We start from the raw sequence: 19,759 nt of genomic DNA, 5'->3' as shown, positions 1-19,759 counted from the left end.
TAACATGGAAAATAAGGTATTGGCAATTGTTGCCGGAAACGAAATCAAAGATAAAGACTTAGATGCAGTACTAAATAGATATCCACAAGAAAGAAGAGCTATGTTCCAAGGAGAACAAGGAAGAGAAGCATTATTAGAACAAGTAGTAGCTTTTGAATTAATGCGTAACTTTGGTAAAGAGTTAAAAATAGATGAGACTGAAGAATATAAAAATTTAGTTGAAGGATTAGCAAAAGAGGCATTAACTCAATTAGCAATTAACAAAGTATTAGCTGATGTTACAGTTACTGATGAAGATGTTAAAAAGTATTATGATGATAATGCAAATATGTTTGTAAATCCACCAACAGTTTCAGCAAAACATATTTTAGTTAAGACTGAAGAAGAAGCTACTTCTATAAAAGAAGAAATAGCAAATGGATTAGCATTTGAAGAAGCTGCTAAAAAATATTCAACTTGTCCATCTAAAGAACAAGGCGGAAGTTTAGGAAACTTTGGAAAAGGTGCTATGGTTCCAGAATTTGAAAAAGTTGCTTTTGAATCAGAAGTTGGAAAAGTTAGTGAACCAGTTAAGACTCAATTTGGTTATCACTTAATATTAGTAGAAGACAAAACTGAAAGCACAACTGTACCATTTGATCAAGTTAAGGATGCAGTATTAAGACAACTTATAAATGAAAGACAACAAAACAAATATTTAGAAATGATAAAACAATTATCAGATAAATATGGTGTTGAAAGAAAATAGTAATATTACTTATAATTAGTAATAGAAAAAAGTGGTTTTATTGTAAAACCACTTTTCTTATATATAAAATTTCTGTAATGCTGAACTCTCATCTATCTACTTTGAACTAAATAAAAAAGTGAACGTACACACATTTACTTTATATTAATTCAAAAAATGAAGTTATGTATTTATCAGAAGCCTTTATGATATCTTCTTTAGAATCTATGCTAAATTCATCTTTTACTGCAATAACTTTCATTCCAGCTACCTTTGCTGACTTTATAGCAGGTAAGATATCTTCAAATACTACACATTTATCAGGGGTAGTATCTAATCTTTTAGCAGCAAGTAAATATACATCAGGAGAATCTTTACCTTTTTCAGTTTCGCCTGTAGTAGTTATTGAATCAAAGTAATCATAGATATTATTTGATTTCAAACAAACTTCTAATAATTCATTAGAATTACTTGTAGCTAGTCCAATTTTTATATTTTTAGATTTTAGTTTATTTAAAAATTCTATCACTCCATCTTTTAGTTTTACTTTGTTTGAATAATATTCAAAGGCCATATCATGCCAATGCTTTAATATTGTTTCAATAGAATCTTCTATATTAAATCTGTTTTTAAAATAAGCGGCCGTTTGTTTAAAACTTAAATGAATTATATCATTTTTCAAACCTTTAGGTAGTTCATGTCCTTTTTCTTTAAGATAATCTATATCTATTTGTTGCCAAATCATCATTGAGTCTACTAAAGTTCCATCTAAATCAAATATTGCCGCTTCTATATTATTTAACATTAAGTCACTCCTTCATCTTATAAAAAGTTATAAAAAAAACTTAAGGTAATGCCTTAAGTTTTTTTATATTGTATTAAATAGTGCAGATGGACATAATTATATTATCAAAAAAAAATTATGTCAAGAATTCAATTTTATTCATTTATATGTTACTATAATAATATAATGTAAACTTTTGCAGGAATTATATTCATGTTTTGGAATTTATGTTTCTAAATATATGACCCAATATATTAAAACTCCCTATTATCAATGGATTTTATGTAGCATCGTTTAGAAAAATAGGGTATTATGGACTATTTTAAAAAGAATATAAGATAACGCTTAGAATTAATGGTGTAGAAAAGTTGTCCATATATATGTAAAGTGATATAATTTTAGATATGTAAACGCATTTTGTTAATATGAAGGAGGGAAGGTTCAAAACGAACCGGCATTGGATGAGGAAAAAGATTTTAGCTACAATGTTAGCTATTATGATTATTGCAGGGTCTTCAGCGCCAGCTTTTGCTACGCCTGGAAATCAAGAATTAAGTGAAACAAGACAAAAATATGCTGAAATAGAACGTAATATAAATGAAATTCAAGATAAAATTTATGATTTATCTGCTCAAATAGAGCCGTTAGAGCAAACTGTCTCTAACAATAAAAAGGAAGTTAAGAATATCAATACACAAATTGATAATACAACTAAGGACATAGAACAATGTAAAGAAGAAATTACTAGCTTAGATTTAGCATTAGGCGAAAGACTTAAAGCTATATACATGTCAGGAGATATGGAATTTAGTTATTTAAACTTCTTATTTGAATCAGAATCTACTAGTGACTTTTTTACAAGAGCAGAATCATTAGGTAGAATTTTAGGTAGAGATAAAAAAGCTATAAAAGAAATAACTGAAAAAAGAGATTCATTAAATGAAAAGATAACTTCTTTAGAAGATAAAAAGAAAGAAATAGACAAGCTTAATGCAGAAGTTCAAGTAAGTTTATCAGAATTAGATGCTAAGAAGAAAGATCAAGAAATATTAGTTGAAAAGACAAACGATGAAAAGAAAAAATTTGATGAAGAATACTTATCACAAATGGAAAGAGATGTTGTTAAATCACAAATTGATGTAATAAACAGCTCAAGCAGTTCTCTTAGTGATTTAAAATCAGCAATTTCTCAATTAAGAAATATAAGAGATAACCAACTTAAAAGTCCAATAGTAATAGAAGAAGTAAACGCAAAGATTGAAAGTGCAAAGAGTGCAGTATCACAAAAAGAACAAGAAGAGGAAGCGAAAAAAGCAGCAGCGGCATCAGCAGCAGCTTCAGCTAACACTCCAAATAGAGGAAACTCAGGTTCTACAAATGTTACTGTTCCATCAGCAGGTAATGCTCAAGCTATATTAAATGAAGCATACAATCATTTAGGAAAAGCTTACGTATATGGAGCAACAGGCCCAAGCAACTTTGACTGTTCAGGATTTACTCAATATGTATATAGAAAAGCAGCTGGCGTTGATATAACAAGAACTACTTACTCACAAATAGGGGTAGGAGTACCTGTATCACAAAGTCAATTACAACCAGGTGATTTAGTATTTACTCATGCAGGTCACGTTGGTATATATGTTGGTGGAGGTAGCATGATTCATGCACCACAAACAGGAGACGTTGTAAAAGTATCATCAGTATATAAATTCTATGCGGCTAGAAGAATTTTATAATATATAATATTTAAAATAAGGCTAGATATGTAATTGTCTAGTCTTATTTTGTTGTATATAAAATTTAGTTCTATTTGAAGTTAAGTACAATATATGAAATTATATTTACAAGACTTAATTATATATAGACACTTTGCTAAAACACAACTAGAGAATAAAATACTAAAATCATATTAAGTTGTTTAGAATATATGTATAAGTTATAATTATTTAGAATATATGGATAAAGGAAGATAACTATGCTTGAAAATAATTTAATTAATTTAGATACAGATGAAGTTATAGATGATCTACAATTAAAAGGTCTACAATTAATACAAAAGGTTAATGGATTTAAATTTGGTGTAGATGCTGTAATATTATCTGATTTTGCAAATGTTAAGAATAAACATAGAGTTATTGATTTATGTACGGGTACAGGAATAATACCATTTTTGTTGTATGGAAAGTATAGCCCAAGAGAGATTTATGGACTAGAGATACAAAAAGAAATGGTTAATATGGCAGAGAAAAGTGTAAAATTAAATGCATTAGAAGATAAGATTACATTTATAAAAGAAGATTTAAAAAATATAGAGTATTTAAAGAAAATGGATAAGTTTGATGTAGTTACTGTAAACCCACCATACAAGTTGAACAATGCAGGAATTATGAATCCTAGTGATAAACTTGCTATTGCAAGGCATGAAGTTTTATGTAATCTGGAAGATGTGATTTATGCATCTAAAGTATTACTAAAAGATAATGGCAGAATGTTTATAGTACATAGACCAGAGAGATTAGCAGATATATTTACTTTAATGAGAAAATATAAAATAGAGCCTAAAAGAGTTAAAATGGTATATCCTAAGCCTGGTAAGGCAGCAAATATAGTATTAGTAGAAGGACAAAGAGACGGTGGTTCATATTTGAAATGGGATATTCCTTTATATGTTCACAATGAGGATGGATCTTATACAAAGCAAATAGATAAAATATATGGGAGGATATAAAATGGAAGTAGGAAAGTTATATTTAGTACCAACCCCAATAGGTAATTTAAAAGATATAACATTAAGAGCATTGGAAGTACTAAATGAAGCAGATATTATAGCAGCAGAAGACACTAGACAGACTTTAAAATTATTAAATCATTTTGACATAAAGAAAACATTAATAAGTTATCATAAATTTAATGAGAAAGATAAGAGCAATGAAATTATTGATAGACTTTTAAATGGGCAAAGCATAGCATTGGTATCTGATGCAGGAACTCCTGGTATATCTGATCCGGGAAGTGTTATAGTTAAAAGATGTATAGAAGAAGGAATTGCATTTAATGTTTTACCAGGTGCAACAGCTATAACAACAGCTTTGGTATACTCAGGATTAGATACAACAAAATTTATTTTTAGAGGTTTTTTACCTAGAGAAAACAAAGATAGAAATATAATAAAGGAAGAATTACTTCAAAGCCAAGAAACTTTAATATTCTATGAAGCACCACATAGATTGCTTGATACATTATCTTTTTTATATAATTCGTTTGGAAATAGACAAATTGCAGTTTGTAGAGAGCTGACAAAACTATATGAACAAATATTCAGAGGTACTATTGAAGAATCCATTAATTATTTCACAGAGAATAAACCTAGAGGTGAGTTTGTACTTGTACTTGAAGGTAAAAGACTTGAAGAAATAAAACAAGAAAGAGAAAGTGAATGGATTGATTTGTCAATTCAAGATCACATAATGAAATATATAGATGAAGGTATAAGTAAGAAAGAAGCTATTAAAGCTGTTGCTAAAGACAGGGGTATACCCAAAAGTGAAGTTTATAAGTTTTCAATTGATATATAAAATAAATAGCCCCTCTAAATTTAGAGGGGCTATTTATTTTATATAAGTATTATTAGGTATTATCTATTGTTTTTGATTTCATCTAAACAATTAGTACAAACATTTTTTCCTTTATAGTTTATAACGTCTCTTGCATCTCCACAGAAGATACAAGCTGGTTCATATTTCTTAAGGATTATTTGTTCACCGTCTACATAAATTTCTAAAGCATCTTTTTCAGCAATATCTAAAGTTCTTCTTAATTCTATTGGAATAACGATTCTACCTAATTCGTCTACTCTTCTAACTACACCTGTTGATTTCATAATAAAAATTCCTCCTAATTTACAATGTTCGACATTCTACTCTGACATATTACCAAGTATGTAATATAAAGTCAATAGATATTTTATGTTTTTTGTATAATAAGTTACAAATTTCAACTTTAATAAACATTATATATAAAATATACTACCATATTTTAGAAATGTCAATAGGATTTTTAGAATTTTTTGCTATGTAATATAAGGTAATTTTAATAGAGTGAATTGCATTACTACTGAGGTTAAATGGGATAAGCCTATATTAAAATAAAACAAATTAAAAATAATTAGTAATAATTAGAAAATATGGATAATTACCAAATTGTCATATAAATATCAAAAAAACATAAAAACTTTAAAAATACATAAAAAATTAATATATATTGTCTTAAAGATACAAAAAATATTAATTTTATATATAATTTTTAAAAGTAATTAAAAATAAAACAACAAACAATAAACTATCAAAAATATAGTTTATTGTTACGTATACTAAAATTTTGAATTATATTATATAATAAAAATGTATGTAGATTATTATAATGGTAAAAATAACTTGTAATAAGTTTATTTTTACTATATACTTTATTTAAATATACTAAGAAAGTGTGGGATATTATATGAATGATCATATGGAGTCGTCTTATATAAAAGAAATAGTTAAAAAAATATCTGAAAATAGTTTAATTTCAGATGAAGATTTACCAAAGTATGATTTATTTTTATCTCAAGTTATAGACTACTTAAATGATAAATTTATGGATGAAAAATTCACTAACAATATAGTTCAAAATTATATAAAAAGTGAAGTTATAACAAAGCCAGAAGATGGAAAAAAAAGAGGATACACTAAAATACATCTAGTTCAGCTTGTATTATTGAGTTATATGAGACCTGTGCTAACTACTGAAGAAATAAAAAAAGTTTTTAGTTTAGCATTTAATGAGATAAATGAAAGAGATGATGATATAATTTGTTGGCAGGATGCTTACAAAATATTTTCTGAAATCCAAGATGAAAGTTTAAATGATTATTTAAAAGCATCTTTAGAAAATGAAAAGAAGTTAAAAGAAAGAATCAAATGTTTAAATTTAAAAGACTCAGAAGAAGAAGAAAGAATAACAATATTTTTATTAGTTCTATCCTTAATAGCAGAAGCTAGCGTAATTAAAAAATTAGTACAAAAAATAGTAAAAGAATATCACGCACATTAATTAATAAGAGTATGAAGAGATTGATTAAACACTTACTTGAGTAAATTATATTTATTCAAGTAGGTGTTTTTTAAAGAAATATAATAAATTCTGTAATATTTTATTATATTTATACAAAAAATACTTTTATATACGTTACTTTAGAGTAGTATTAGTGCGCATTTTTTGTTTTTTGTTCATATAAAATAAAAAGTTTATTTATCTATTTAAGTATGTTAAAATATTCATGTTAGTTTATCAAAAGAAGTAGCTTTATGATAACTAATTTAATGAGATAAGATAATTTTTATAAATAATTAATATTTAGAGTTTAAATATTTGTTATAATTTAGTAGAAATGAATTATCAAAACAATAAATTGGTAATATAAGTAAAATCAAAGGAGCGAGGAAAATGAATATTCCATTAATTGATTTAAAAGCTCAATATAAGTCTATTTCTGAAGATTTAGATAGAGTAACTAAGGAAGTATTATCTTCTGCAAATTATATTATGGGAAAAAATGTATCTGATTTTGAAAAGGATTTTGCAGATTATATAGGCGTTAAGCATGCTATTTCAGTAGGAAATGGAACAGATGCATTAGTTATTGCATTAAAATCTTTAGGAATTGGAGCAGGTGATGAAGTAATAACTTCAACATTTACTTACTTTGCTTCAGCTGAATGTATATCTGCTGTAGGAGCAAAGCCAGTTTTTGTAGATGCAGAAAAAGATACTTTTAATATAGATCCAAGCAAAATAGAAGAAAAAATTACTGAAAAAACAAAAGCAATTATACCTGTTCATATCTTTGGACAAAGTGCTGATATGGATGAAATAAATAAAATAGCTAAAAAACACAACTTAAAAGTTATTGAAGATGCTTGTCAAGCAGTTGGAGCTAAATATAAAGGAAAAATGATAGGGGCATTAAGTGACATGGCTTGTTTTTCATTCTTCCCAACAAAGAATCTTTCATGTGCTGGCGATGGTGGTATGATAGTAACATCTGATGATAATATTGCAACTATAACTAGAGCATTAAGAACTCATGGAAGTGGAGAAACAGGACAAAAAGCATATAATTTATTAAATAATATAAATGAAGATGTAGATAAATCTAATACTGGAGATGATACAGTATATAATCCATTAAAGTATTATAATTATTTAATAGGATATAACTCTAGATTAGATGCTATTCAAGCAGCAATATTAAAGGTAAAATTGCCTTATTTAGATAAATGGAATTCAAAGAGAAAAGAAATAGCAAAAATATATGATGAAAACTTTAAAGATTCAAAAGTTGTTACACCAAGTGTTAGACAAGAAAATGAATCAGTATATCATCAATATGTATTACAAACAGAAGATAGAGAAAAAATGTTAAATAAACTTAAAGATAAAGGCGTGGCAGCAGGAGTATATTATCCGGTTCCATTACATTTACAAAAAGTATATCAAGATCTTGGATATAAAGAAGGGGATATGCCAGTTGCAGAATATCTTTCACATAGAACATTTGCAATTCCTGTTTATCCAGAATTAACAGAAGAACAAATAAGATATATAATTGATTCTATAAAGGAATAGAGAGGTATAATTTATGGATAAGAAGTATTTTGTACATGAATCTAGTTATATAGATGATAATGTTGAAATCGGAGAAGGTACAAAAGTATGGCATTTTTCTCATATTATGAGTAATTCTATAATGGGTGAAAAATGTAATATAGGTCAAAATGTAGTTATATCTCCTGGAGTAAAACTAGGCAATGGAGTTAAAATACAAAATAATGTATCTGTGTATACTGGGGTTATTTGTGAAGATGATGTATTTTTAGGACCATCTTGTGTATTTACTAATGTAATAAATCCTAGGAGTTTTATAGAAAGAAAAAGTGAATACAAACAAACTATTATAGGAAAAGGTGCATCAATTGGAGCAAACGTAACAATAGTATGTGGTCATAATATAGGAAAGTATGCTTTAATTGGAGCTGGAGCTGTAGTTACTAAAAATATACCAGATTATGCCTTAGTTGTTGGAAATCCAGCAATAGTTAAAGGATATGTGTGTAAATGTGGCTCAAAGTTAGATTTTAAAAACAACAAAGCAATTTGTGAAAGTTGTAATGAAGAATATATAAAATCTGATGAAAAAGTTGAGTGTGTAGATTTAGGAGGTATAAAATAGATGTCAGAATTAAAGCAACAATTATTAGAAAAAATAAATAATAGAACTGCTAAAGTAGGCGTAGTGGGATTAGGATACGTTGGTTTACCATTAGCTGTAGAAAAAGCAAGTGCAGGATATGAAACTATTGGATTTGATGTTCAAGAACAAAAAGTTAGAATGGTTAATGAAGGTAATAATTACATAGGTGATGTAGTAGATGAAAAATTAAAAATGTTAGTTAATGATAAAATATTAAGAGCTACTACAGATTTCAGTTTTGTAAAAGATGTAGATACTATTTGTATTTGTGTACCTACACCACTTGATTTATACAAACAACCAGATTTATCATACGTTGTAGAATCAACAAAAAGTGTTGCAAAATACATGCACAAAGGTATGTTAATAGTTCTTGAAAGTACAACTTATCCAGGAACAACAGAAGAAGTTCTTAAGCCTATATTAGAAGAAAATGGATTAAAATGCGGAGTAGACTTTTTCTTAGCATTCTCACCAGAAAGAGTTGACCCAGGTAATAAAAACTTTAACACTAAAAACACACCTAAAGTTGTTGGTGGATGCAGTGAAGACTGTACAGAAGTTGCAGCAGCATTATATAGAAATATTTTAGAAGGTGAAATACATACTGTTTCATCACCAGCAGTAGCTGAAATGGAAAAGATATTAGAAAACACATTCAGAAATATTAATATTGGATTAGCTAATGAAATGGCTATACTATGTAACAGAATGGGAATAGATGTATGGGAAGTTATAGATGCAGCTAAAACTAAGCCATACGGATTTATGCCATTTTACCCAGGTCCAGGTCTTGGAGGACACTGTATACCACTTGATCCATTTTATTTAGAATGGAAAGCAAAAGAATATGATTATCATACAAGATTAATAGAAACTTCAGGAGAAATAAATGATTCAATGCCTGAATTTGTATTAGATAATGTAATGAAGATATTAAATAAGCATAAAAAGGCACTTAATGGTTCAAAAGTTCTTGTATTAGGAGTTGCTTATAAGAATGATATTGATGATTATAGAGAATCACCAGCATTTAAAGTAATAGAACTTTTTGAAAAGAATGGAGCTAACGTAATAGTAAATGATCCATATTGTGAAGTTTCTAAATATAAGAACAAAGTTTATAACTCTGTAGATTGGAAAGAAGTTATAGATGAAAGTGATATTGTTGTAATAACAACTAACCATAGTTGCTATGATTATGAAGATATAGCAAGCAAAGCTAAAGTTGTTTATGATACAAGAAATGCAACTAAGAATGTAGTTAATAATAGAGATAAGATTTATAAATTATAATATGTATAATTAACATATTAAAGTTTAGTTTGTTATAGGACTTAATGCTGAGTAAGTATTAAGTCCTATAATTTTGTTGAAAATAGGGATATTTATTTAAAATAGACCTTATTTTTTATATAATGAATATTTTATAAATTTTATCTATAAAATATGAGAATAAAGATATAATGCTTAATGGGTAAAGATTTTAAATATTTCAATTATAAGCTTGATAGAAAATTATGAAATCTGTTTATGGCTTGTTATCATAATTAATTCATTTAAAGGGATAAAGGGAATGAGGTATAAATATAATTTTATATAAGTATTAAATGAGATAATAATATCTAAAGATAGGAAATGGTGATTTAATGAGTCATAAAAATATGGGTATAAGACAAAGGATAAGACTATTATTACATTTGATTGTAAAAGTAAAAAATGATGATATTTTTGCATTAGCATCTCAACTAGCATATTATTTACTTTTGTCATTCTTTCCATTTGTTATTTTCTTAATAACATTAGTAGGATTTAGTAATATGGATTCTATACAAATATTAAATGGAATAAAAGCTATAGTTCCAGAAGCGGTGTTTGAGTTGACTTCTTCAATAATAATTGAAGTTTTTGATAAACAGTATACAGGATTATTAGAAATTTCAATTTTATTAGCTTTATGGACTTCATCATCTGGTTTTAGAGCTGTAATTAAAGGTGTAAATAAAGCTTATGAGTTTAAAGAAAATAGATCATTTATAAAAAGATTAATAATCTCTATGATAAGTGTAATAGCATTAGCACTAACTATAATATTAGCATTATCTATGCTTGTATTTGGAAATGTAATAGGAAATTATATAGTGAAAATTATTCCCTTTACAAAATTAGTTATAATTTTATGGAATATATGTAGGTATGTGTTTGTTGTAATTATAATGGTATTTATATTTGCATCAATATATAGATTTACTCCTTCGAAAAGATTAAAGTGGAGAGAAGTAATACCTGGATCAATATTTAGTACAGTTGGATGGATAATAACATCTTACGGGTTTTCTTTTTATATAGATAATTTTAGAAATTTCTCAAGATTTTATGGAAGTCTTGGAGCTGTTTTTATATTAATGACTTGGTTATTTTTAATCTCAATTTTATTTATTTTAGGAGTTGAAATAAATTGTGTGTTAGAACAATTTAATAAGCAGATATTAGAATAATTAATTTTAATGAATATAATTACATTATCTGGATAGAATCAATAAAGAAATATTCAGGAGGTGTAATATAATGAATAAAATAGTATTAGTAGGAAACTTTATAAAGGACCCTGAACTTATGTATACAGAAAAAGATAGTAAAACCTACAGCAAATTTATAATAGCTGTAGATAGACCATTTAAAAGTTTAGATGGCACTAGAAAAGCTGATTTAATTTCTATAATAGTATGGGGCAAAAAAGCAGAAGTTATATGTCGCTATATGAAAAAGGGAGACAGTATAAGTTTAAGTGGTAGATTAAGAACTGGAAGTTATGAAGATAAAGATGGAAATAAGAAATACATAGCAGAAGTTGTTGGCGAAGACTTTAAGTTCTTAGGAAATAAAAGACAAGAAAAAGTTGCTACAGAAAATTAAAATTAATACGTTAAAAATGACGTAAGATTTTTATATAAAAGCATTATGGATATTAAAATATTCATAGTGCTTTTAATTTATGAAATACTTAAAAGCTACAAGTATATTACTTTTAAAGAAAAAATTATAATATTTATATTATTTTGAGTAAAATAACCTTTAAAATATTAATATTTATAAATTTAAGCATAATTAACACTATATTATTAAGAAAAGATATACTAAAATACTTTCTATATTTCAAAAAAGTTACAAAATTTTAATAAATAATATACCAAATATTGAATTAATAAATAAATGTGATATAATAAATAATGTAAACGATAACTAAAAAGTTTTCAGTTTTCAATTTTCAATTATGGTTACAATGAAATTTATGGGGTTAAAATGGGAAAAAATAAACCATCTTAAAATAGATTTATGCTATTTAAGGTGGTTTATTTTTTTATTCTTTAGGAAATTATATCGCCTGAAAATCTGTGGATAACTTATAGAATACTGTATTTTAGAGGCATGATGAGTACATCTAAAGAATAAAAAATAATCATATGCCGCACCATTATTCCTGCATTGCATTTGGGAAGGGTGCATGGCTAAAAAAAATCGACGGCTCCACAGTCGCCTTGGCGATTTTTTTATTCTATAAGAATATATATATAAATACAAAATATCCGATAAAATTAAAGTTTAATTATTGTAATTAAATTAATATTCGACAAATACTTTAAATTTAAATATATTTATTTATGCGGTGATAAATAGCAAGTTTCAAAATTTATTGTCAATAAAAAATATATAAATAACTAATTATCAGGACATGCTTTGACATTTTATAAAAGGTTAATGTGATAATATTAACATGTGTTACAAATTTAAAAGGGGTTGAGTAATTATATGGATATTATAGAAGAATATACATCTATAGATACTGAAAATAATTTTGAGTATAAATATAGGCTAACTAAATCACTGTATAAAGGAATAACAGGATATGGCATAGAAGTGCAAAGCCAAAACTCAAATGCCACTAATAATGTATTTTATGAAAAGGATTCAGTAAATTTAATTTCTATAAATAGACAAAATGTTAAAGCTTTACTTACTAAATTATATGAAAACAGAGTTTCACCATTACATCTTATAGACATTATTGGTGAGTATGTAGACGAGCATGTATGTGAATTTAATAATTTTACTTCAAAAGATGTTGCAAATTAATTGTTAAATATTACTTAAATACTTCATTTAGTATATACTAAATAAAGTAACTTTCTGAGAAAGGGGTAATATTTTGATAAGAGGAATTGGAACGGATATAGTAGAAATTGAAAGAATAAAAAAAGCTATTGAAAGTAATCCAAATTTTATAAATAGATTTTTTACGCAAAAAGAAGTTGAATACTTTAAATTAAGAAAATTTAATGCTAATACTATATCAGGAAATTTTGCAGCAAAAGAAGCTGTAAGTAAAGCATTAGGTAGCGGATTTAGAGGATTTGGATTGAAGGATATAGAGGTATTAAGAGATGAACTAGGAAAGCCAATAGTGAATTTAAGTGATAAATTATATAAAATGTTTAATTTAGATAATTACAATATTTTTATAAGTATATCTCATAGTAATACTGACGCTATAGCATATGCAATAATAGAGGTGATATAACATGGAAATTATGTCTTCTAAAAAATGTAAACTAATTGATGAACTAACAATCAATGAAATAGGAATTCCTAGTATTGTTTTAATGGAAAATGCAGCTATATCAATATATAAAGAAATATATAATATGGGTGAAAGTTTTCTTATAATGTGTGGTCAAGGGAATAATGGTGGAGATGGTTTAGCAATTGCTAGACACTTATTTAATAATGGTAAGAAGGTAAAAGTTTATATTATTGGAGTTAATGAAAATTATAGTGAAGATTTTAAATTAAACCTAAAAATATTAACTAATCTAGAAAATATAGAAATTAAAAAGATAAGATCCGAAGAAGATATAGATACTAATTTAGTTAATGATATTAAAAACTTTGATGTGACATTAGATGCTATTTTTGGTATTGGATTAAATAGAGATCTTAAAGACTTATTTAAAAATATTATAAATAAAATCAATGTTAACTCAAATATAACTGTATCAGTAGATGTTCCATCTGGCTTGGATTGTGATAAGGGAGTACCAAAAGGAATTTCAATAAGGGCAGATTATACGTATACATTTGAAGTTATAAAAAAAGGATTCTTAAGATATGATGCAATTGAATATTTAGGAAATATTAAAGTTGTAAATATAGGTATTCCCCAAAAAATTAAAAAACAAAACAGTGATGGAATTTGTATATTAGATGATTCTGAATATAAAAAATTGATCCCAAAAAGAAATATTTATGGACATAAAGGAAACTATGGTAGAGCAATTGTAATTGCAGGTAGCATTGGATTTACAGGGGCAGCATTTATAACTACTGAATGTACAGTTAGAAGTGGCGCTGGATTAGTAACTTTAGTTTGTCCTAAAGAAATACAACCTATATTATCTAATAAATTGATAGAAGCTATGACTTTAAGCGCAGAAGATAAAAGATTAAATGAGTTATTAAAAGGAGCTCAAGTTATTGCTATTGGACCAGGACTCGGAACTGGAGAAAAAGAGAAATTACTATTTGAAAAAGTTGTAAAGGAAACAACTTGCCCAATAGTTATTGACGCAGATGCAATAACATTATTGTCAAAAAATAAGTCATTATTAAAATATTTAGAAAATAGAGCAATTATGACACCGCATCCAGGGGAGTTAGCTAGATTTTTAAATATAAAAATTAATGAGGTTGAAGATAACAGAATTAGCATAGCAAAGAAATTTTTTGAAGATTACAGAATAAATTTATTGTTAAAGGGTTATAAGACAGTAATTTGTATTCATAATAAAACTTACATAAATCAAACTGGTAATAGTAAAATGGCATCAGGTGGAATGGGTGATGCATTAACAGGAATAATAACTGCACTAATATCTCAAGGAGCAAACATTGAAGATGCAACTGTTTTAGGCACTTATATACATGGAAAATTAGCTGATGAAATTTCACAAAATTCTTTTATAGTTAATGCAAGAGATATTATAAGTAATTTGCCAACGAAAATTAATAATATTCTTAAGTAATTAAGAATAAAATAAAAAAACTTTTCATAATAGTAATAAAGTATTAATAAAGCTTTGGAGGATTAATGGAAAAGAAAAAAAAGACAATTAAAGGTAAAATACTTTTATCTACTTTATTACTTATACCAATTATCACTATTTTATTGATAGTTTTATTTAGACATATTTTACTTCCGACTAATGAAGATATTTTAAATTCTGTTAAGAACATAAAAGAATATAGTACAGGCGTAGAATATACATTTAAAAATTCAAGAGGCGAAATTAAAGAATTAACTACACAATATTATAGTAATGATAAGGGATTGAGAATTGAATTTGGACAAGATAACAAAACAATAAAAGTATATAACAATGGAGAAATACAAGTTAAGGACTATCAAGGTGATGAATTTAAACTTGATGGGAATATGGATATTATTTATCCACTAGCATCAATAAACAATATTTTGTCTAATAAAATGTTAGGTGAAATAAAAGAAAATGTTAAAGAGTGGGGGGATGGAAACTATTTAGAAATTGATTTGAAGTATGATATGAATAATAAACATTTCGAAAAAGGAAAATTTTATATAGATAAAAAAACAAAATCACCTATATTATTAAAAATATTTGATATTAACGGAGCCGAAAGGGTTATTGTAACTTACAAAGATTTCAAAATTGAAAAAAATTTAAGTGATGAGTTGTTTTAATCAATATATGTTTTTTAAGATAACCTATGATGAGAAGGAAGAATTGAAACCACATAAAAATTAAAATCTTTATATTATAGTTGTAGTTAATATTCTTCCTATAAAAGTAAATAAGTAAAACATTTAAATTAAAATAAATTAAGCCACATTAATATCAAAATAACGTTAGTTTAAAATTATTTTATAGAAAGTATCACAAAGATACATACATTTTAAGTAAATAATTGTTACAAATAATATAAATAAAAAAAACTCGTAATTTAAAATAAAAATATATCACAAAAAAAGGACAATTCTTTTGACAAATTGACATAATTTGCAATATAATAGATATATACATAGGATTTTTACTACTATGGAGGAGAAATTATGTCACATTTTAAGAATAATAAAAAAAATCACGATATATTTTGTACAAATAAAAAAAAGAGTGAATTTATGAGCGATTCAATAATATTATATATTAATGATACGATTGAAGATATGAGTTTAGTCGATTTTGAATACTCAATGATAAAGGGTTATCAAGATATGGCAGAGTTAAATTTGGAACTTTCTAGAGATGGGGTTGAAAAGCTATTAAGTGATATTAATGAATATGAGATATGGCTTTGCGGAGAGTGATTATTTGAAATGGCAACTATGGTAGTAAAAAGAGGAGATATATTTTACGCTGATTTAAGTCCTGTAATAGGATCTGAACAAGGCGGAATACGTCCCGTTATTATAATACAAAATGATATAGGAAACAGATATAGTCCTACTGTTATTGTAGCAGCAATAACATCACAAATAAACAAGGCTAAACTACCTACTCATGTTGAAATATCTTCAGAAGAGTATGGTTTAAATAGAGATTCAGTTGTATTATTAGAACAAATAAGGACTTTAGACAAACGAAGATTGAAAGAAAAAATTGGACATATGACTGATTGTGATATGAAAAAAGTAAATAAATCTTTGACTATAAGTCTAAATCTTAATTAAAAAAAAGGATAGATTTATTCTATCCTTTTAAAGAATACAGAGACACTATTAATAGAGGCACTTTCTATGGTAAGATAATATAAACTAAGGAAGGTGTCTTTTATTATATAATAAATTAAATTTTTACTTTAATTGGGAGGATTCTTTTATTTCAAACTTGAAAACTTCATTTAAAAATGTACGTAGTTGAATGTAATCTATAAAAAAGGAGATATTATAGTGTTTGATGATTATAACCCAAAAGATAAATTGAGTAGAAAAGAACGAGTATATAAAAAATTAAAAGATCTTACTCAAATGATAAATTTTAGTGAAATTTTAGAAGAAAAAATAGGCTTTGAAGCTAGTTACATATCGAAAGAATTAAATATATCTAGAAATAATGTTAGTAAGGAATTAAATTGTCTTGTAAATGAAGAAATGGCAGTTAAAATTCAGGGCAAACCAGTATTATATCTAGATAAGATTTCTTTAGAACTAAAATTTGGTATAACTATAAAAGAATCAGTAATAACCCAATATAATTCTTTAAGTAAAATGTTAACAAATAAAACAGATTTGAAAAAAGATAACGAATTTAAAAATATAAAAGATACTGGAGAATTAGAAAGAAATAAAGAAAAACTACATAAACATAAAAAAACTATTTTTAAAAACATAATTGGTAGCGGAGATTCATTAAAATCACAAATTAAACAAGCGAAAGCAACAATATTATATCCACCTAATGGGTTGCATACTTTATTAATAGGTCCTACAGGTGTTGGGAAAACTACATTTGCTGAAGCTATGTATATATATGCAATAGAAGTAGGAAAACTTACAAAGGATTCTCCATATATTATATTTAATTGTGCAGATTATGCAGAAAATTCTCAACTTTTACTTTCACATTTATTTGGACATGTAAAAGGAGCATTTACTGGGGCAAGTTGTGAAAAAAAAGGATTGGTAGACCAAGCTAATGGTGGAATATTATTTTTAGATGAGGTACATCGTCTATCTCCAGAAGGACAGGAAATGCTGTTTTCATTAATGGATAGGGGAAGCTATAGAAGGTTAGGAGAATCTGAGAATGCACGAAAAGCTAATATATTATTTATAGCAGCAACAACAGAGGATCCAAAGTCAGCCATTTTGGGAACATTTTTAAGAAGAATTCCAGTAACAATTAAGCTACCTAGCTTAAGTAAACGTTCACTTAAAGAACGAATGGAACTTATTTGCCAATTTTTTAAAAATGAATCTATAAAAATTAAGGCTCCATTAAAAGTATCTAAAGAAGTATTAAAAGTATTGTTGCTTTATAAATGTCCAGGCAATATAGGTCAGTTAAAGAATGATATTCAACTTATTTGTGCTAATGCATTTGTTGAGTACATTACAGAGGAATATGAATATGTATATGTAAAGTTATCTCAGATTTCTCAGAGATTTAAAGAAGGCTTATTTACAATTGAAGATAAAAGACAAGAACTAATTAAATATTTTGATTTAAATGATTTTGAGTCTATAATATTTAATGGCTCAAGTGAAGAATCAGACGACAATTTAAATGGGTTATTATTGTATGACAACTGCAATGCTGAAGGAGATTTTTATGATTTAATGTTACAAAAAGCTCAGAAATTTTATGCAGATGGATTATCTATAAAACAGATTAGAGAAAATATAGTTAATCAAATCCAATATAGATTTAATAATACATCATCTATAGAAAAATCTGAAGACTTAGCGCTTGATAAAGAAGTATTATCCAAAATAGTGACACCAGAGATTGTTGAGATTATTAAAGAATCATTTGTAGAAAGTTCAGATGACTGTATTAAGAACATAGATACAAAATTAATATATAGTTTAGCATTACATATAGAAACTCTTTTGGAAAGATTAAGAATAGGAAACATAGTTATATACCCTAAATCTGAAGATAATTATAAAACTTATAAACAAGAATATAATCTTGCAGCATTAATAAAATCTAAAATAGAAGAAAAATTTTTTGTTAAAATACCTAATGATGAATTAGTATTTATAACTATGTATTTACATTCTGTAAATACTAAAAGAGAACATGGAAACATTCAAGTTTTAGTAATTGCTCATGGATATGGAACTGCAACTAATATGGTTGATGTTGCAAAGACACTTTTAGGATATGATTGTATACATGCATTAGATATGCCATTAGAAGAAAAAGTTGAGATTACCTTAAAGAAAGCCATAGATACAGTTAGTAAAATAAATAAAGGAAGTGGAGTTTTATTACTAGTTGATATGGGATCTTTAGCTACATTTGGAGATGTAATTACGGAAAAAACAGGAATAGAAACAAGAACAATAAAAATGGTTAGTACACCTATGGTTATTGAGGCTGGAAGAAAAGCTATGACTTCAAATATAAATATGGATATATTAGTTAATAATATAGAAAATGTTAGCTCATTGATTGCAGGTAGGGTAAAAGTAAATACAGAAAATATAGATTCAAGAAATTTAGAAATAGTAACTAATTATGAAAATATAATTTGGAAAAAACATATTATAAAGCTATTAGATGAGGCACTTACATTTTTAAACGTTCAAAAGACATCAGAAGTATTAAATCAAGTTTTAGAAAAAATAGCAATAGATTGCAATAATAAAATTGATGATAGCTTGTATATAAAATTTTTATTTCATTGTTCTTGTATGATAGAGCGAGTTATAAGAAATGAGTCTTTACCATATAAAAAGTTTTTAACAATAAAAAATAATAAAAATGAACTTTTTAATATTATAAAAAACAATTTTGAATTAGTTGAAGAAATATTTGGAATTTCTATTCTGGATTCAGAATTAGCATACATAGTTGAGATGATTGATATTAGCTTTAATATAACAAAAAATTAAAAAAATGTGTATTTATATAAATAAAAAAACTAAATGTGTATTTACATTTAGTTTTTTTTAATACAAGTTTAATACACATTTAATACACATTGAGTGATAATAAATAAAAATGCATATAATTATTTTATTTATTAGTTTATAAAGTTTTTTTATTTAAATATTATATCATTTTTTCATTTTTAATCCTTAATAATACTAGGTTAAAGAGATATCTATAATAAAATACTATTTTTGATACACATTATATTAATTATTTGGCAAGGAACTTGCTTAGTAAATAAGTATAAGAAAGGCTAAGGAGGT

19 protein-coding genes are annotated in these 19,759 nt (G+C 26.0%); 17 read left to right on the top strand and 2 right to left on the bottom strand.

Going from position 1 to position 19,759, the window contains the following annotated elements; genetic code table 11:
* Window positions 1-4: 4 nt before the first annotated feature.
* Window positions 5-748 carry a peptidylprolyl isomerase gene (locus tag RYM86_RS10470; protein WP_315080284.1) on the top strand — a complete coding sequence of 248 codons (744 nt, stop codon included), beginning with the start codon at window positions 5-7 and terminating at the stop codon, window positions 746-748.
* Window positions 749-887: 139 nt separating this feature from the next.
* On the opposite strand, the gene RYM86_RS10465 is transcribed toward RYM86_RS10470, so the two are convergent.
* Window positions 888-1,532 (bottom strand): HAD family phosphatase, encoded by a 645-nt coding sequence (locus RYM86_RS10465; RefSeq protein ID WP_315080282.1) that lies wholly within the window; start codon window positions 1,530-1,532, stop codon window positions 888-890.
* A gap of 440 nt (window positions 1,533-1,972) precedes the next feature.
* Between RYM86_RS10465 and RYM86_RS10460 the strand changes: the two genes are divergently transcribed.
* The 3 genes from RYM86_RS10460 to rsmI all read left to right on the top strand — a co-directional run bounded on the left by RYM86_RS10460 (window position 1,973) and on the right by rsmI (window position 5,086).
* On the top strand, window positions 1,973-3,247 hold the full coding sequence (locus RYM86_RS10460) for an NlpC/P60 family protein (protein ID WP_315080280.1): 1,275 nt from the start codon (window positions 1,973-1,975) through the stop codon (window positions 3,245-3,247).
* A gap of 239 nt (window positions 3,248-3,486) precedes the next feature.
* Window positions 3,487-4,239, top strand: coding sequence for a tRNA1(Val) (adenine(37)-N6)-methyltransferase (locus RYM86_RS10455; protein WP_315080279.1), 753 nt, complete (start codon window positions 3,487-3,489; stop codon window positions 4,237-4,239).
* A gap of 1 nt (window position 4,240) precedes the next feature.
* Window positions 4,241-5,086, top strand: a complete 846-nt coding sequence (gene rsmI / locus RYM86_RS10450) for a 16S rRNA (cytidine(1402)-2'-O)-methyltransferase (RefSeq protein WP_315080278.1) — start codon at window positions 4,241-4,243, stop codon at window positions 5,084-5,086.
* A 59-nt stretch (window positions 5,087-5,145) separates the two neighbouring features.
* Here rsmI and RYM86_RS10445 read toward each other — a convergent pair whose 3' ends face one another.
* Complete coding sequence (locus RYM86_RS10445; RefSeq protein ID WP_003369321.1) at window positions 5,146-5,391, bottom strand: AbrB/MazE/SpoVT family DNA-binding domain-containing protein; 246 nt, start codon at window positions 5,389-5,391, stop codon at window positions 5,146-5,148.
* A gap of 617 nt (window positions 5,392-6,008) precedes the next feature.
* On the opposite strand from RYM86_RS10445, the gene RYM86_RS10440 reads away from it, so the two are divergent.
* The 13 genes from RYM86_RS10440 (at window position 6,009) to RYM86_RS10380 (ending at window position 19,456) form a co-directional block, all read left to right on the top strand.
* Window positions 6,009-6,602, top strand: a complete 594-nt coding sequence (locus tag RYM86_RS10440) for a DUF1836 domain-containing protein (protein WP_315080273.1) — start codon at window positions 6,009-6,011, stop codon at window positions 6,600-6,602.
* Between the two features lie 393 nt (window positions 6,603-6,995).
* The gene (locus RYM86_RS10435) at window positions 6,996-8,177 is read left to right on the top strand and encodes a DegT/DnrJ/EryC1/StrS family aminotransferase (RefSeq protein ID WP_315080272.1); all 1,182 of its coding nucleotides are present in this window, start codon (window positions 6,996-6,998) and stop codon (window positions 8,175-8,177) included.
* 13 nt (window positions 8,178-8,190) lie between these two features.
* Window positions 8,191-8,781 (top strand): DapH/DapD/GlmU-related protein, encoded by a 591-nt coding sequence (locus RYM86_RS10430; protein ID WP_315080271.1) that lies wholly within the window; start codon window positions 8,191-8,193, stop codon window positions 8,779-8,781.
* Window positions 8,782-10,098: a nucleotide sugar dehydrogenase gene (locus tag RYM86_RS10425; protein ID WP_315080270.1), complete on the top strand. Its 1,317-nt coding sequence runs from the start codon at window positions 8,782-8,784 to the stop codon at window positions 10,096-10,098.
* A gap of 353 nt (window positions 10,099-10,451) precedes the next feature.
* Window positions 10,452-11,300: a YihY/virulence factor BrkB family protein gene (locus RYM86_RS10420; protein ID WP_315080268.1), complete on the top strand. Its 849-nt coding sequence runs from the start codon at window positions 10,452-10,454 to the stop codon at window positions 11,298-11,300.
* A 70-nt stretch (window positions 11,301-11,370) separates the two neighbouring features.
* Window positions 11,371-11,718, top strand: coding sequence for a single-stranded DNA-binding protein (locus RYM86_RS10415; protein ID WP_315080267.1), 348 nt, complete (start codon window positions 11,371-11,373; stop codon window positions 11,716-11,718).
* An 894-nt stretch (window positions 11,719-12,612) separates the two neighbouring features.
* Complete coding sequence (locus tag RYM86_RS10410; RefSeq protein ID WP_315080265.1) at window positions 12,613-12,936, top strand: DUF6514 family protein; 324 nt, start codon at window positions 12,613-12,615, stop codon at window positions 12,934-12,936.
* A 73-nt stretch (window positions 12,937-13,009) separates the two neighbouring features.
* A complete protein-coding gene (gene acpS / locus RYM86_RS10405) occupies window positions 13,010-13,381 on the top strand; it encodes a holo-ACP synthase (RefSeq protein ID WP_315080264.1) in 372 nt (123 codons plus the stop codon).
* 1 nt (window position 13,382) lies between these two features.
* Window positions 13,383-14,882 carry an NAD(P)H-hydrate dehydratase gene (locus RYM86_RS10400; protein WP_315080263.1) on the top strand — a complete coding sequence of 500 codons (1,500 nt, stop codon included), beginning with the start codon at window positions 13,383-13,385 and terminating at the stop codon, window positions 14,880-14,882.
* Window positions 14,883-14,947: 65 nt separating this feature from the next.
* Complete coding sequence (locus tag RYM86_RS10395) at window positions 14,948-15,577, top strand: germination lipoprotein GerS-related protein (RefSeq protein WP_315080262.1); 630 nt, start codon at window positions 14,948-14,950, stop codon at window positions 15,575-15,577.
* A 369-nt stretch (window positions 15,578-15,946) separates the two neighbouring features.
* Entirely contained in the window at window positions 15,947-16,201 is a 255-nt protein-coding gene (locus RYM86_RS10390) for a hypothetical protein (RefSeq protein WP_315080260.1), read from the top strand.
* A 9-nt stretch (window positions 16,202-16,210) separates the two neighbouring features.
* On the top strand, window positions 16,211-16,564 hold the full coding sequence (locus RYM86_RS10385) for a type II toxin-antitoxin system PemK/MazF family toxin (RefSeq protein WP_003370925.1): 354 nt from the start codon (window positions 16,211-16,213) through the stop codon (window positions 16,562-16,564).
* A 219-nt stretch (window positions 16,565-16,783) separates the two neighbouring features.
* Entirely contained in the window at window positions 16,784-19,456 is a 2,673-nt protein-coding gene (locus tag RYM86_RS10380; RefSeq protein ID WP_315080254.1) for a sigma 54-interacting transcriptional regulator, read from the top strand.
* Window positions 19,457-19,759 lie beyond the last annotated feature (303 nt).

Origin of the sequence: uncultured Clostridium sp., from assembly GCF_963527835.1 — a bacterium.
Lineage (GTDB): Bacteria > Bacillota > Clostridia > Clostridiales > Clostridiaceae > Clostridium.
This window is presented reverse-complemented; position numbering and strand designations above follow the sequence as displayed.

Excerpts from the sequence above, each read along its gene's own strand:
- RYM86_RS10470 (WP_315080284.1), top strand. The coding sequence starts at position 5 with ATGGAAAATAAGGTATTGGCAATTGTTGCCGGAAACGAAATCAAAGAT.
- RYM86_RS10465 (WP_315080282.1), bottom strand. The coding sequence starts at position 1,532 with ATGTTAAATAATATAGAAGCGGCAATATTTGATTTAGATGGAACTTTA.
- RYM86_RS10460 (WP_315080280.1), top strand. The coding sequence starts at position 1,973 with ATGAGGAAAAAGATTTTAGCTACAATGTTAGCTATTATGATTATTGCA.
- RYM86_RS10455 (WP_315080279.1), top strand. The coding sequence starts at position 3,487 with ATGCTTGAAAATAATTTAATTAATTTAGATACAGATGAAGTTATAGAT.
- rsmI (WP_315080278.1), top strand. The coding sequence starts at position 4,241 with ATGGAAGTAGGAAAGTTATATTTAGTACCAACCCCAATAGGTAATTTA.
- RYM86_RS10445 (WP_003369321.1), bottom strand. The coding sequence starts at position 5,391 with ATGAAATCAACAGGTGTAGTTAGAAGAGTAGACGAATTAGGTAGAATC.
- RYM86_RS10440 (WP_315080273.1), top strand. The coding sequence starts at position 6,009 with ATGAATGATCATATGGAGTCGTCTTATATAAAAGAAATAGTTAAAAAA.
- RYM86_RS10435 (WP_315080272.1), top strand. The coding sequence starts at position 6,996 with ATGAATATTCCATTAATTGATTTAAAAGCTCAATATAAGTCTATTTCT.
- RYM86_RS10430 (WP_315080271.1), top strand. The coding sequence starts at position 8,191 with ATGGATAAGAAGTATTTTGTACATGAATCTAGTTATATAGATGATAAT.
- RYM86_RS10425 (WP_315080270.1), top strand. The coding sequence starts at position 8,782 with ATGTCAGAATTAAAGCAACAATTATTAGAAAAAATAAATAATAGAACT.
- RYM86_RS10420 (WP_315080268.1), top strand. The coding sequence starts at position 10,452 with ATGAGTCATAAAAATATGGGTATAAGACAAAGGATAAGACTATTATTA.
- RYM86_RS10415 (WP_315080267.1), top strand. The coding sequence starts at position 11,371 with ATGAATAAAATAGTATTAGTAGGAAACTTTATAAAGGACCCTGAACTT.
- RYM86_RS10410 (WP_315080265.1), top strand. The coding sequence starts at position 12,613 with ATGGATATTATAGAAGAATATACATCTATAGATACTGAAAATAATTTT.
- RYM86_RS10400 (WP_315080263.1), top strand. The coding sequence starts at position 13,383 with ATGGAAATTATGTCTTCTAAAAAATGTAAACTAATTGATGAACTAACA.
- RYM86_RS10395 (WP_315080262.1), top strand. The coding sequence starts at position 14,948 with ATGGAAAAGAAAAAAAAGACAATTAAAGGTAAAATACTTTTATCTACT.
- RYM86_RS10390 (WP_315080260.1), top strand. The coding sequence starts at position 15,947 with ATGTCACATTTTAAGAATAATAAAAAAAATCACGATATATTTTGTACA.
- RYM86_RS10385 (WP_003370925.1), top strand. The coding sequence starts at position 16,211 with ATGGCAACTATGGTAGTAAAAAGAGGAGATATATTTTACGCTGATTTA.